Genomic DNA, 13,490 nt, shown 5'->3' with positions numbered 1-13,490 from the left:
GGCGACTACGTGGAGTGAAGGGGATGTTGTCGTGAGCGTTCTGGACATCAAGCTGGACCGGTCGTTCGATGTCTTCGACTCGGACCGCGACGGGCGGCTCGAGAAGTCGGACGTCATCGGCCTCTCGGACCAGCTCGCCGAGTCGCTCGGTGTCGCTCCGGCGGCAGTGGCCGGACTGCGGGACTCGTTGGGGGACCTCTGGGACGCCGTCTTCCAGAAGATGGACAAGAACGACGACGGGGCGGTCGACCGGCACGAGTTCCGGGCGGCGTTCCGGGCGCGGATCGTCACGGATCAGAACAGGATCTGGGAACGGATCAGGAACATGAGCAACGCCTGGACGGAGCTCGGTGACCGCGACGGCGACGGCATGCTGAGCCGGGAGGAGTACACCTCGCTGCTCCACGGCATGTTCCGCTTGCCCCGCGAGACCTTCGACGAGGCGTTCAATCAGCTGGACGTCGACGGCGACGGGCAGTTGAGCCGTGACGAGATCAGCTCCGCAATGAAGGAGTACTACACGAGCGACAACCACTCGGCGCGCGGGAACCAGTTCTTCGGGCGCCTCTGAGGGCTGTCCGAGGCGGGCCCGGAAGACAGGGGGGTGCGCAGTACCCGCCCCCTGCTGCCCGCCCTCCTGTAGTGGCTTCTCCAGACCGGTTCGTATGGCGTCCCCGCTCGTTGACCGGGGAGGAAGCCGATCATTCACAACCTGCTGGAGGACCTCTGATGGCCGATGCCGCACTGCCGGTGATTGTTCTCTCCGACTCCGACCCGCTCCGCCGGCATGAAACCGCTGAGCTGGTGCAAAGCTGGTACCGGACGTCCTTCCGCGTGCTGCAGGTCGGAGGGCAGGCGGAGGTGGTCCGCGCGCTGCGCGCGCTGGCCGACCGGAAGGTACCGGTGGCAGCCGTGCTCGCCGATGAAGCACCCGACCCGGGTGCCGCGCAGCACCCGGGTGTGCGCTGGCTGTCGCTGGCCGAGCGCGGCAGTGCGGAGTCCGACGGCACCCCCGTCGGGGCGGCCCGGGACGAGGGCGACCCGGCCGAGCACCTTCGTGGCGCGCTCGACGATTCCCTGTGCACGTGGAACGCCGACTGCGACGGTGGTGTGCCGACCGCCGAGGTGCGCGGGAGCCGCTTCTCACCCGCCGCCTATGCGGTGCGTGACTTCCTCGGCCGCAGCGGCGTGATCTTCCGCTGGCTCCCCGAGGAGGACGTACGGGACGCCCCGGTGACCGTCCGCCTCGGGGACGGCACCGAGATCGTGGATCCTTCGATCAGTGACCTGGCCGAGCGGCTCGGTCTCATCCGGCCGGCCGAACAGGACCACTACGACGTCGCGGTGATCGGTGGTGGCCCCGGAGGTCTGTCCGCGGCCGTGTACGCGGCTGCCGAGGGCATGAGCGTGGTCGTGATCGAGGACGACGCGCCCGGCGGGCAGGCCGGATCGACCTCGCGGATCGAGAACTACCTCGGTTTCCCCGTAGGTCTCACGGGTGGCGATCTCGCCCAGCGCGCCTTGCAACAGGCCCGCCGCGCCCGCGTCGAGTGGCAGCCCACCCGGGTGGCCAGTCGGGTGACCCCGACGGACACCGGGGACCACACCGTCGAGTTCGTCAAGGCGGGTACCGATGAGACGGCCTCGGTGACAGCGGCAGCGGTGGTGGTCGCCACGGGCGTGGACTGGCGCCGCCTGACGGCTCCCGGCGTCGACCGCCTGCTCAACTCCGGTGTGTACTACGGCGCATGCTTGTCCGACGCCCCCTCGGCCGCCGGGGAGGACGTGTACATGGTGGGCGCGGGCAACTCCGCCGGACAGGCCGCCCTCTACTTCGCGCGCTACGCCCGCACCGTCACCTTGCTGGTGAGGGGCGCCGACCTCGCCGCTTCCATGTCGAGCTACCTGGTGCAGCGCATCGAGCGGACGCCGGGCCTGCAGGTCCTCCTGGGGACCGAGGTGGCCGAGTGCCACGGCGGGACGACTCTCACCGGTCTGCGTCTGCGCGATCGCGACGGCGGCGAGCGCACGGTCCCCGCGCACTGCCTCTACGTGCTGATCGGCGGCCACCCGTCGACCGACTGGCTCGGCGGCAAGCTGAAGCTCGACGGCCGCGGATACGTCCTGACCGGAAGCGGCGGAGCCGGCCCGGACGCACTGCCGATGGAGACCAGCGTGCCCGGCGTGTTCGCCGTGGGCGACGTGCGCTCCGGATCCGTCAAGAGGGTCGGCGCCGCCGTCGGTGAAGGAGCAGCAGTCGCCCAGTCCCTGGTCGAGTACCGACGGCGTCATCCCGAGCGCTTCCGGGGTGCGGGAGCGCCCTGCGGCTTCTGACGCACACCCCGGTCGCTCTGGCGCGCAATCAGCCGCCGCCTCTGTGGAGGAAGAGGAGAAGGCTGCTCGCCTGGGCGGGAGTCAGGTCCACCGGAACGTCCCGGGGAGCCGGTCCCCCCTCGGCAATGGCCAGGAGGTGGGCCTCGGCCTGTTCGGGTGGGACGCTGTCGAGGATCTCATTGATCAGTTTCATCATCTCCTCGTCCGAGAGCGCTTCCGGATCGCTGAAGATCTTCGGCTTCTTCTCGTCCATTTCCTTCCTCATCCCGTAGTCATGGGACACGAAACGAAGGGGCCGGGACCACCACCGTCCCGGCTCCGTCACTTCATCCGGAGGAGGTCCGCCCGGTACCGCTCCGTCCAAGGCTGCCACGAACGGCGGCGGGATGACGTCACGTTCGGGCCGTAAGGCATGCGCGTCAAGTGATGGCGCCGACTTCGGCCCTGCGGAAGGACAAGTCTCAGGGCCGCCGGCGCCCTCCTCTTCAGCATGGGCGATGCGCGGGAGGCCCGCCAGGCGAGCTTTGCGCACCGCAACTTGTGCACCGTGAGCACCGAGCCCGCTCCGGGCTTCGTTGCACGCCCGTGCCGAGGCAGGTCATCCGTCCGCTGTGTCCTCGGCTTCCCAGCGCAGCAGGTCGCCCGGCTGGCACTTGAGCACTTCGCAGAGCGCGGCGAGCGTCGCGAAGCGTACCGCCTTGGCCCGGCCGTTCTTGAGGACGGCCAGGTTGGCGGGAGTGATCCCTACGCGGTCCGCGAGTTCGCCCACGGACATCTTCCGCCTGGCCAGCATCACGTCGATGTCGACGGTGATCGGCATCAGATCACCTCGTCCAACTCGGCCTGCATCTGCGCGGCTTCGACGTCGCGCGCAACGGCCTGGGCGAGGAGCATCCGCAGCACGAGCACGATGAGCGCCACCCCCAGGATGGCCAGGCCGATGCCGCCCATGATGACGGTGACGCCCGGGTCGTCCCGCTGGCCCGGCGCATTGATGGCCGTGACCGCGAACCACAGGAGGGCGGCCGCCACGATCGCGCCGATCACGGCGTCCACGTACCGGAAGGCGGCGTGGGAGAACACGGTTCCGCGGCGCACCATCGTCACCAGCCGCCATACGGAGACCAGGGCGACCTGGGCCGACAGCATGCCCAGGATCGTGATCACGCGCAGCGGGGTCAGCGGGATCGACCCGTCCTCGGGGTCGCTCCCGCTGACCAACGTCCACACCATCAGTGTCTGTACGAACACGGTGCCGGTGAGCACCACCACGAGCACGGCGCGCAACGCACCCACTGTCAGCTTTCCCATGGCCCATCCCTCCATCGAGTTGCGATCGGAATCTATCGAAAGTCGATAGGTGAAACAAGGGCGGGGACGCAGGGGCGGCGGTTGATGACGGCGGTCCTGCACCCCGGCCGCCCTGCCCGGAGGAGATCCCGTATGCGCGTTCCCCTGCCCTTGACCGCCGTCGCCACCGCCGCACTCCTGCTCACCACGGTCACCGTCGCGACTCCGGCCGCGGCAGACCGGGGCCCGACGGCGCACCGCTGCTGCGAACGGACCTGTCCGTAGCCACGGGCTCTACGCTCGGGGTATGAGGCATCGCGACCAAGCCCCCGAGGTTCAGGACCTACGGAACGCGGCAGCGCAAGGCACAGCGCGCCGGCTCGTGCTCCTGCGCCACGCCAAGAGCGCCTGGCCGGACGGGGTTCCCGATCACGACCGTCCGCTCGGGCCCCGCGGTCTGCGCGACGCGCCCGCGGCCGGCCGACTGCTCGCCGGCTCCTTCGACGTACCGGATCTGGTGCTGTGCTCCCCAGCACGCCGGGCCCGGGAGACCTGGGACCTGGCGTCGGCGGAGCTGGACCGCACGCCGCCCGTCCGGCACGACCCACGCCTGTACGGGGCGGACGCGCGGGACCTCCTCGACGTCGTCCGCGAAGTCTCTCCCGAGGTGGGCACCTTGCTGCTCGTCGGGCACAACCCGGGCCTGGAGGATCTGGTGCTGCTGGTCGCCGGGGCGGCCGTGGGGGACGCCTTGGAGCGCGTCCGCACCAAGTTCCCGACCTCGGCGGTGGCGGTACTGAGCCGACAGGGCGCCTGGTCGGACCTCGGGCCGGGCGGCGCGCTGCTCGCGGACGTGGCCGTCCCGCGGGGGTAGCGGGAGGGCCGGGTGCCGTGGTGCGTGGAAGCTGCACGCCGGGGCACGGCCGCGTCGGCTGCGGATGACTCGACCCGCGGTGCCACCGCGGCCCCGACCGCCCTCCGGGCCGCTCGTACGATCGCCACCGCCACCGCCACCGCCACCGCCACCGCCACCGCCCGTCGCGCACCCGGCGAGCACGGGCTACCCCGGCGACGGGCGAAGCCTGCGGCAGGGTGTGCGCCCGGGCGTGTGGCCGCCCCCGCACGCCCGGGCGCACACCACGGTCCGGCCGCCGACACCGCTCCCGGCCCCGCCGTCACGGGCCGCAGACGTCAAGGGTGATTGTCACTCTATTCCCGTCTATGGATGGCTTGCGTAGGTTCATCGATCTTCGCGTGCTTATGCTTCAGGCGCTATGACGGAAAGTCAGAACCCCTGCGCATTACGGGAATCAGCCGACGTGATCGTCCTCGGTGCCGGTCCGGCCGGGCTCGTTCTCGGAAACCTGCTGCACGCAGCAGGGATCGACTGCGTCCTCCTCGAACGCGCCTCCCGCACCCATGTCCAGACCCGGGCCCGCGCCGGGTTCCTCGCACCGGACACCGGGCGGATCCTGGACCGTCACGGCCTCGCCGACGGACTGCACCGGCGCGGCCTCCGCCACGGCACCTGCGAATTCCGCACCGAAGACGGCCGGTTCCGGCTGGACTACGGCTCCCTCGGCCAGGGCGGCCAGCACCACGTCTACCCGCAGCAGAACCTGGTCACGGACCTCCTGACGCACTACCTCGACCGTGGCGGACGCATCCGCTTCCAGACGGAGGCGCTCGCCGTACGCGACGCCGACGGCACCCGGCCCTACGTCACGACGCGCGAGCCCGACGGCCGTCCCACCCGGTGGTCCGCCCGCTACGTCGCCGGCTGTGACGGCCGGCACGGGGCGGCCCGCCGCTCCCTGCCACCGGGCGCCGTCCGCCACCACCACGACCACGGGGTGACCTGGCTCGGGCTGCTCGCCGAGGCCCCGCCGAGCCTTGACGCCGTGGGCTACGCCGTCCATGACCGAGGCTTCGCCGGGCACATGGCCCGCACCGCGGACGTCACCCGCTACTACCTCCAGTGGCAGCGCGGCATCCCTGCCGACGCCTGGCCCGAGCAGCGGATCTGGGACGAGCTGGACGTCCGGATGCGCGCCGCGGACCACGGCCCGTTGCACCGGGGCACGCTCCGGGAACGCGGGATCTTCGACCTGACCTGCGACGTGATCGAACCGTTGCGCCACGGCTCGCTCTTCCTGGCGGGCGATGCGGCGAGCCTGCTCGCCCCGGCCGCCGCGAAGGGCGCCAACCTCGCGGTCCTGGAGGCCGAGATCCTGGCCGGAGCCCTGACGGACGCCCTCACCCGGGGCGACACCGCGGGCCTCGACCGGTACTCGGACCAGTGCCTGGCGCACATCTGGCGGGCCCAGGAGTTCACCGGGTGGATGACCCGGCTGCTGCACACGGCACCCGACGGGGACCAGGACGCCGGATCGTTCTTCCACGCCGCGCTGCGGCGCTCCCGGCTTGCTTCGCTGCGCACCTCGCGCATCCACCAGGAGTGGTTCGCCGAGAACTACGTCGGCGTGTGACGGCCGCTGCACCCCACCCCCCGTGCCGCTGACCTGGCCCCGCGCCCTGCGCCTGCCCCACCAGGCTCCACCCTGCTTCGCCATGCCCTGCCCCGACCCGTAACGGCCCGAGGAACCCCCACGATGACGACGACGCTCCCCGACGAAACGATGCTCCTGGACGACACGGCCCGCCTGCGCGCGGCAGCCGAGTTCGTCCGCGAGCACGACAGCGCCGCCCTGCTGCCCCTCCTCCTGCCCGGACTCGGCGGACCGGACCTGCAGGCACTCGCCGGGCGCTGCCGGTTCGCCCACGCAGGGCTGCTGCTCTTCCCGCCGGACGCGGACAGCCTGCGGACCCAGCTCGCCGACTGCGGGCTGGCCGCGGACACCCCATCCCACCCCAGCGTGGTGGTCCGGGAACGCCTCGCCCGGCGCCACCGGCGCGATCCGGCCGAGCTCGACGTGCGTATCCTGCGCCCGCAGGTGCACGGCACTGCCGGGGAGCACCGCGCGGTCGAGGTGTTCGCCCTGACCGTGCCCCCGTACTCCGGCCTGGAGCGGATCGCCGCCTACGAACGCACCTGCCGGCACGAGGCCCACCTCGCCTTCGAGATCGAGCACTCGGACCCCCTGGCGCTGCGCGGCCTGTGCGCGATCCTCGGCCGCCACGGCGCGCGCCCCGACGGCGGCGGCTACAACCCGCACGAGGACGGCACGGTCCTGTACTTCACCACCCCCGCGGATCCGGTCTGCGGCTACCGGCGGCTGGAACTCTACGCACACGGCGACCACCGCGCCGCCCTCGCCGCCCATCTGGACCACTCCGACGAGCACCAGCATCCGCACCGGACCGCAGGACAACCCGCCGAAACGCTCCTTCGCCTCCTCACCGGCGCATGGACCACACAGGCTCTCGCCGCCTTCGCCCGGCTGTCCCTGCCCGATGCCATGGACACCCGCACCGCGCACCGCACCGAGGACCTCGCCCGGCTGACCGGAACCCACCCCCGGAGCCTCGCCACGCTCCTGCGCTACCTCGTCATGCTCGGCGCCGTGACCCAGGACCAGGACCAGGACCATGAACAGGAACAGGAACAGGACGGATTCCGCCTGACCGGACTCGGCGCCCTGCTGCGCGCGGACGCGCCCGGGTCGATGCGGCCGCTGGCCCTGATGTACGGCGGCCCGTTCTACCGCTCGTTCGGCGACCTCGACCACGCGGTGCGGACCCGGCAGCCGGCCTTCGACCGCCTCTTCGGCGAGAACCACTTCGACCACTTCGCCCGCGACCCCGAACTCGCCGCCCTCTTCGACCTGTCCATGGCCGCGAGCTCACGGATGTTCGAGCCGCTCCCCGACCACCCGGTCGTCACCGCCGCGGCCCAGGCGCCCCAGCCCGCGACCGTCGTCGACGTTGCCGGCGGGAACGGGGAGCTCCTCGGCCGCATCCTCACCGCACACCCGCGCCTGCGCGGTGTCCTCCTCGAACGCCCGCACGCCGTCGAGGCCGCCCGCCGCCTGCTGGGCGCAGCGGGTTGCGGCGCGCGCTGCGACTACCGCGCGGGCGACTTCGCCGACGTGCCGCCCGGAGGGGACGTCTACGTCCTCTCCCGCGTCCTGCACGACTGGGACGACGACCGCTGCCGGGAGATCCTGCGCCACTGCGCCCGCGCGATGCCCGCCCACGCGGACCTGCTCGTCGTGGAACGGATCCTGCCCGCCGACGGTTCCCCTTCGCTGGCGACGGCATGGGACCTGCACATGCTCTGCAATGTCGGAGGCCGTGAGCGACGTGCCGACCACTACGCGCGCCTGCTCGCCGACGCCGGCCTCCAGCTCGTCGGCCACGGCCCGCTGCCCCTGGACGCGCATGTGCTGCACGCCCGCAGGGCGGCCGTCCCGGACCCCCCGGTCCGACGGAGCTGAGCTCGGGTGACGTGGGCGTGCGGGCCCCGCTCTCGACCGGGAATACCTCGGGAGCACTCCCTGTTCCGAGGTATGGTTGAATTGTAAACAATCTTGGGAAGGGGAGCCATGCAGTTCGGGATCTTCACCGTCGGCGATGTCACGGCCGATCCGACGACCGGACGCGCGCCGGGCGAGCACGAGCGCATCAAGGCGATGCTCGCGATCGCGCAGAAGGCCGAGGAGGTAGGCCTCGACGTCTTCGCGACCGGCGAACACCACAATCCGCCGTTCGTCCCTTCCTCGCCGACGACGATGCTCGGCTACATCGCCGGTCGCACCGAGAACCTGATCCTCTCCACGTCCACGACGCTGATCACCACGAACGACCCGGTGAAGATCGCCGAGGACTTCGCGATGCTCCAGCACGTCGCGGACGGCCGCGTCGACGTGATGATGGGCCGCGGCAACACCGGACCGGTCTACCCCTGGTTCGGCAAGGACATTCGCGACGGCATCGACCTCGCCGTCGAGAACTACGCGTTGCTGCGCCGCCTGTGGGACGAGGACGTCGTCACCTGGAAGGGCAAGTTCCGCACGCCGCTGCAGTCCTTCACCTCCACCCCTCGCCCGCTCGACGGCGTGGCGCCCTTCGTATGGCACGGCTCCATCCGCTCACCGGAGATCGCGGAGCAGGCCGCGTACTACGGGGACGGCTTCTTCCACAACAACATCTTCTGGCCGGCGTCCCACACCCGGCAGATGGTCAGCCTGTACCGCGAGCGCTATGCCCACTACGGGCACGGAACCCCCGAGCAGGCCATCGTCGGGCTGGGCGGCCAGGTGTTCATGCGCAAGAACTCGCAGGACGCGGTGCGCGAATTCCGACCGTACTTCGACAACGCGCCGGTGTACGGCCACGGCCCGTCCCTGGAAGAGTTCACCTCGCAGACCCCGCTGACCGTCGGCTCGCCACAGCAGGTGATCGAGCGAACCCTGTCCTTCCGGGACTACGTCGGCGACTACCAGCGCCAGCTGTTCCTGATGGACCATGCGGGTCTGCCCCTGAAGACCGTCCTGGAGCAGCTCGACCTGCTCGGCGAGGAAGTCGTGCCGGTGCTGCGCAAGGAGTTCGCGAACCTGCGCCCGGCCGGAGTGCCCGACGCCCCGACGCACTCGGCCCGTGTTGCGGCCGCCCGGGAGACTTCGAAGGAGGAGACGCAGGCATGAAGCTCGTCGTCGTATCGGCAGGACTGAGCTCGCCCTCCTCGACACGGCTGCTCGCCGACCGGCTCGCTGCCGCGACACTGCGTCATGTGGATGCGCAGGCCGAAGTGATCGAAGTGCGGGACCTGGCGACGGAGATCGCCGAGCACTTCGTCACCGGGTTCCCGCCCGTCCGGCTGGCTGCCGCGCTCGACGCGGTGGCAGCCGCAGACGGCCTGGTCGCCGTGACTCCCGTGTTCGCGGCGTCGTACAGCGGCCTGTTCAAATCGTTCTTCGACCTCATCGACAAGGACGCCCTCACAGGGAGACCGGTGCTCCTCGGCGCGACGGGCGGCACCGCCCGGCACTCCCTGGTCACCGAACACGCTCTGCGCCCGCTCTTCAGCTACCTGCGTGCGCTCGTCCTTCCGACGGCTGTGTACGCAGCCTCGCAGGACTGGGGTGAGGAGGGCCTGGCGCAACGGATCGCCCGTGCGGGCGCGGAGCTGGCACGCTTCATGGCGCCCCCAGGTCGGGACGTCATCCCGGACGTCGACACCGCCACCGCGATCGCACCCCGGTCCCTGACAGGGGCGATCACGTCGGTGCATCCGGCCGACGGCTTCGAGGTGGTGCCGTTCGCGCAACGACTGGCCGCGCTACAGGCCGAGTAGCCGCAGCGATACCATGCGCCCCCTCGCAACCGGCACTGAGCCAGCGCGACGCGAGGCGGCGGTGGCGTCAACCTCCAACCGAGGACGCCCGGTTCGCCGATGCCGGCCGGACGCGGGAGTCAGGAGGCCGGACGTCGTGGGTCGCTGGACACCCCGGACTCCCGCCCGCTGAGCTCGGCGTCCAGGGTTTCCTGGTCGATGCGCATCGACTCTGCGTACTCCGGCCGGGACATCCGCTGCCAGGCCCGGTCCGGTGCGATGTCCTCGACGGGTTCGGCGGACCGCCGTCAGGCGTGGTCGCGCAAGTGCTCGGCGTGCGCGGTCAGCCAGGCCGGGCGGACCATCTCCACGTTGCTGCCGGCGCCCTGCGCCGCCCGGTCCAGGGCATCGGCCGCCGTACGCGCAGCGGGCACCATCCTGGCGCGGGCCGCTTCGCCGAGTGCCTGCGCCGCCGTGGCCTCGACGGCCCCGGCGCGGTGCAGGGAGGCGGCCGAGCGCTCGGCCGCCTCGGCTGCCTGCCCGTACCGGCCCAGGGTCCACTGCGCCCAGGCGGTGTTGTAGAGGCAGACGCCCTCGGTCCGCGGATTCTCCATGGCCGACGCCGCGCGCAGCGCCTCCTCCAGGCAGGCCAGAGCCTCCTCGGGGCGGCCCAGGGCGAGCAGGGCCACGCCCTTGGCGTTCAGCGCGTAGTCCGTCGCCTCCTGAACGCCCGCGGCCGCGTAGGCGCGCACGGCCCGGTCGCCCGCCACGATGGTCTCCTCCCAGCGGCCCAGGGTCAGCAGGGCCGTGAAGCGGGCGTTCCAGGAGCGGGCTTCGGTGAGCTGGTTCCCTGAGGCCGCGGCGAGTTCGCCCAGCCGGTCGGCGCCCGCCAGGGCTGCCTCGCCGTCGCCGAGGGTGCTGTGGGCGAGACTGAGGCTGAGGACGGCGTGGGCCTCCGCTTCGGCATCGCCGTTCTCCCGGGCCAGCGCGCCGGCCCGGGCCAGCGGCCCCGCCGCGTCCTCCAGGTGGCCCAGCTGCCGGTGTACGTCGCCCAGGCCGAACATGGCCTCCTGTAGCGCGTGACCGTCCTCGATGCGCTCAGCCACCTCCGCGGCCTCGGTGAACAGTTCGAGCGCGTGCGGCAGCGGGCCGCCGCTCAACCGGGCTTGCCCGAAGCTGATGAGGTGGGCGAGTCGTGCCCGGTCGTCGTTCACTTGTTCCTCCAGAGTCAGGTGCATCGAGATCGCGGAGAGCACCGAGCCGTGCCACACCATCCATTGCCCGATGGTGCCCATGATCAGCGCTGCCTCGTCCATGTCCCCGGCCCGCACCCGGTGGTCGAATGCGCGCCGGTGGGCCTGTATGTCGTCCAGCGTGCGCCAGTCCCGGCGGGGCGGGGCGATCCGCGCGTACCACTCGGCCGCGCGTCGCTCCAACGCGGGCCGCCCCAGCGGGCCTTCGGCCGGCAGGGCACCGTACGCGAGGTCGGCGTCCATCGGGTGCAGGGCATAGGTGCGGGTTCGCCGGTCCACCGACAGCATGCGTATCCGCAGCAGGCCGGACAGGGCAGCAGTGACGTCGAGCGCGGGGTCGAGGCCGCCGACGATCCACTCGACCGCCTCACGCGGGGCGGGGGTGCGCAGCACCGCGAGGACGTTGAGCACGCTGCGGCTGTCGGCACTCAGCCGCTGGTAGCGGTCCTGGGCCAGGCCGGCGACCACGTCACCGCGCAGGGTGAAGTCCTCGAGAACGTCCTCCAGCGTCGGCAGCATCAGGGTGTCGTCGGCCATGGCGCCCATCAGCAGTTCCAGTGCGCGCGGCACTCCGTGGACGCGGACCGCCGCCTGGAGCAGCTCCTCGTCCGAGAGCTGCGCCACACCGAGGGTGCCGTCCTGGTCGAGTTCGCGCAGCAGCGCGACGGATTCGGCGGGTGGCAGGCCGTCGGACAGCTCGACCTCGGCGGCGAACCGGCGCAGCTCGGGCGGCAGGCGCAGCGGCAGTTGCGAGGTGACGAGCAGCCTCGGTGTGCCCCGGGCCCGGAAGAGGCAGTCGAAGAAGGTGTCGAGTTCCTCGTCGTCGAGCCGGCCGTCGTCCAGGAGCCGGTCCTCCAGGTTGTCGACCAGGATGACGAAGAGCCGGTCCCCCATCGCGGCGAAGAGTTCATCGATCTTGTCCGGCACGGGGCGGTTGGCGGCCCAGACCTCCAGCAGACGGGCTTCGTGCGCGGGGCCCAAAGCGCGGGCGCAGTCGAAGTAGAGGCGTTCGAGGGAGACCCCCGAGGTACGGGTGCTCAGGTTGACCAGGCCCGCCGGAAGCGGCACCTGGGCGTGGCCCGGCCACTCGCCGTGTTCCAGCAGATCCATGACCTTGGCGGCGACCGCGCTCTTGCCGATGCCCCGGCGTCCGGTGACGGTGACCATCCGGATGCCCGGGTCCGCGAGATGGCGGCCGATCAGGTCCCGGGCCTCGGCCCTGTCCTTGAACAGTTCGAGGCCGTGCGCCACCGGCAGCCCGATGACCTTCGACGGGGTCGGCACACCCGGGGCGTGCGGGCCGTCCGGCTCGGCGCCGACCTCCGGCAGCGCCGCGTGACCGGGGAGGGTCAGCAGCGCGGCCAGCTCCGCCCGGGGGCCGTCGGCGACCCGCTGCAGGGTGTGGTCGATGCGGACCGCCGTGAGCCGGCCGAGGCCTTCTCCGCGGTGGTGTTCGGCGACCACCCCGACCAGGTACGGCCCGGCCCACACGGCGGCCCCGGACATCCCCGACCAGGGCGATACCGCGGGGTCGGGGTCGGCGGCCGCCGCCGGGACCGTGATCTCCAGGGTTCCGGTGCGCAGGTTGGACAGGGCGGCCACGGTTCCGTCGGCCTGGTGCAGTTCCCGGAACTGCCTGCCGTCGGCGCCGCGCCGGCGCTTCCACAGGGGGAAGCCCGCTGCGTGGACGTCGATGACGGCGTGCCGGTCGTCGCCGATACGGCCGAACCGCGCGGACGGGACGGGCGCCGCGCCCGGCGGGGCCGCGAAGGTCAGCACCGCGACGTCCGTCCCGGAATCCGACCAGGCGAGCTCCGCCGTCGCGGCCCACTGGCCCGGCCGGTCGGCGTCGAAACGCACCAGCACCTGTGCCGCCCCCGCCACCACGTGGAAGGCGGTCAGTACCGTCGTGTCGCCGACCTGGTACCCCGAGCCCCGCCGCCCGCCTCCGGCGGCGGTGGTGACGATGACCTCGGCGATGCGGTGCGGGTCGAGTCCGCCGCGCCGCGCGGCCGCCTCAGCGCTCACCGAGCAGCTCGTCCCCGGAGATCAGGGCCATCTGCTCGGGCGCGTCCGCCCGTACGGGCTGGAGCGTGAGTGTCAGCTTCTGGGTGACGGTGGCCGAGCGCTTCGCCGAGGCGCCGGCGTCGAAGACCCAGAACCGCACCTTCACGCCCGGTTCGCTGGTCCGCTCCACTCCCACGGTCAGTTCCAACTCCACGCGCTCCGCCTTGAATTTCAGGTCCGAGTCCTCGCCGGCGGACATCGCGCGGCTCAGCTCCCGGCGCAGCTGCGCAATCATGTCCGCCAATTCGACCGCATCATTCACAAGAAGCCCCCCAGGCCCGGTCCGCACGTCAACTACCCACGATGGTAGT

13 protein-coding genes are annotated in these 13,490 nt (G+C 71.8%); 8 read left to right on the top strand and 5 right to left on the bottom strand.

All coding sequences use genetic code 11. From position 1 onward, the window contains the following. Positions 1 to 31: 31 nt before the first annotated feature. Positions 32 to 571 (top strand): EF-hand domain-containing protein, encoded by a 540-nt coding sequence (locus IF09_RS0126135; RefSeq protein WP_030299676.1) that lies wholly within the window; start codon positions 32 to 34, stop codon positions 569 to 571. A gap of 158 nt (positions 572 to 729) precedes the next feature. Next, positions 730 to 2,334 (top strand): NAD(P)/FAD-dependent oxidoreductase, encoded by a 1,605-nt coding sequence (locus IF09_RS0126130; RefSeq protein ID WP_051832904.1) that lies wholly within the window; start codon positions 730 to 732, stop codon positions 2,332 to 2,334. 28 nt (positions 2,335 to 2,362) lie between these two features. Here the strand turns inward: IF09_RS0126130 and IF09_RS0126125 are convergent, their stop codons facing one another. From IF09_RS0126125 to IF09_RS0126115, 3 genes are all read right to left on the bottom strand, one after another. Beyond that, positions 2,363 to 2,599, bottom strand: coding sequence for a hypothetical protein (locus IF09_RS0126125; protein ID WP_158710057.1), 237 nt, complete (start codon positions 2,597 to 2,599; stop codon positions 2,363 to 2,365). 333 nt (positions 2,600 to 2,932) lie between these two features. Then, positions 2,933 to 3,154: a helix-turn-helix domain-containing protein gene (locus IF09_RS0126120; RefSeq protein ID WP_030299672.1), complete on the bottom strand. Its 222-nt coding sequence runs from the start codon at positions 3,152 to 3,154 to the stop codon at positions 2,933 to 2,935. Continuing rightward, the gene (locus IF09_RS0126115; RefSeq protein ID WP_030299670.1) at positions 3,154 to 3,645 is read right to left on the bottom strand and encodes a DUF2975 domain-containing protein; all 492 of its coding nucleotides are present in this window, start codon (positions 3,643 to 3,645) and stop codon (positions 3,154 to 3,156) included. The genes IF09_RS0126120 and IF09_RS0126115 overlap by 1 nt, the downstream gene beginning before the upstream one ends. Before the next feature lie 132 nt (positions 3,646 to 3,777). On the opposite strand from IF09_RS0126115, the gene IF09_RS48040 reads away from it, so the two are divergent. The 6 genes from IF09_RS48040 to IF09_RS0126085 all read left to right on the top strand — a co-directional run bounded on the left by IF09_RS48040 (position 3,778) and on the right by IF09_RS0126085 (position 9,880). Beyond that, a complete protein-coding gene (locus IF09_RS48040) occupies positions 3,778 to 3,909 on the top strand; it encodes a hypothetical protein (protein ID WP_267882178.1) in 132 nt (43 codons plus the stop codon). A 22-nt stretch (positions 3,910 to 3,931) separates the two neighbouring features. Then, the gene (locus tag IF09_RS0126105) at positions 3,932 to 4,498 is read left to right on the top strand and encodes a SixA phosphatase family protein (protein ID WP_078613464.1); all 567 of its coding nucleotides are present in this window, start codon (positions 3,932 to 3,934) and stop codon (positions 4,496 to 4,498) included. A 400-nt stretch (positions 4,499 to 4,898) separates the two neighbouring features. Continuing rightward, positions 4,899 to 6,113, top strand: a complete 1,215-nt coding sequence (locus tag IF09_RS0126100) for a 4-hydroxybenzoate 3-monooxygenase (protein WP_199920484.1) — start codon at positions 4,899 to 4,901, stop codon at positions 6,111 to 6,113. Positions 6,114 to 6,236: 123 nt separating this feature from the next. Then, positions 6,237 to 8,021: a methyltransferase gene (locus tag IF09_RS0126095; protein ID WP_037636024.1), complete on the top strand. Its 1,785-nt coding sequence runs from the start codon at positions 6,237 to 6,239 to the stop codon at positions 8,019 to 8,021. A 108-nt stretch (positions 8,022 to 8,129) separates the two neighbouring features. Next, a complete protein-coding gene (locus IF09_RS0126090) occupies positions 8,130 to 9,230 on the top strand; it encodes an LLM class flavin-dependent oxidoreductase (protein WP_030299666.1) in 1,101 nt (366 codons plus the stop codon). Next, a complete protein-coding gene (locus IF09_RS0126085) occupies positions 9,227 to 9,880 on the top strand; it encodes a CE1759 family FMN reductase (protein WP_030299664.1) in 654 nt (217 codons plus the stop codon). The genes IF09_RS0126090 and IF09_RS0126085 overlap by 4 nt, the downstream gene beginning before the upstream one ends. A 287-nt stretch (positions 9,881 to 10,167) precedes the next feature. Here IF09_RS0126085 and IF09_RS0126075 read toward each other — a convergent pair whose 3' ends face one another. Together IF09_RS0126075 and IF09_RS40645 are read right to left on the bottom strand one after the other, a co-directional pair. After that, positions 10,168 to 13,140, bottom strand: a complete 2,973-nt coding sequence (locus tag IF09_RS0126075; RefSeq protein ID WP_030299663.1) for a tetratricopeptide repeat protein — start codon at positions 13,138 to 13,140, stop codon at positions 10,168 to 10,170. After that, positions 13,130 to 13,423, bottom strand: coding sequence for a trypco2 family protein (locus IF09_RS40645; protein WP_051832901.1), 294 nt, complete (start codon positions 13,421 to 13,423; stop codon positions 13,130 to 13,132). Before IF09_RS40645 ends, IF09_RS0126075 begins: the two co-directional genes overlap by 11 nt. Positions 13,424 to 13,490: the final 67 nt, after the last annotated feature.

The sequence above is a fragment of the Streptomyces katrae genome, assembly GCF_000717655.1.
GTDB classification, from domain to species: domain Bacteria; phylum Actinomycetota; class Actinomycetes; order Streptomycetales; family Streptomycetaceae; genus Streptomyces; species Streptomyces katrae_B.
This window is presented reverse-complemented; position numbering and strand designations above follow the sequence as displayed.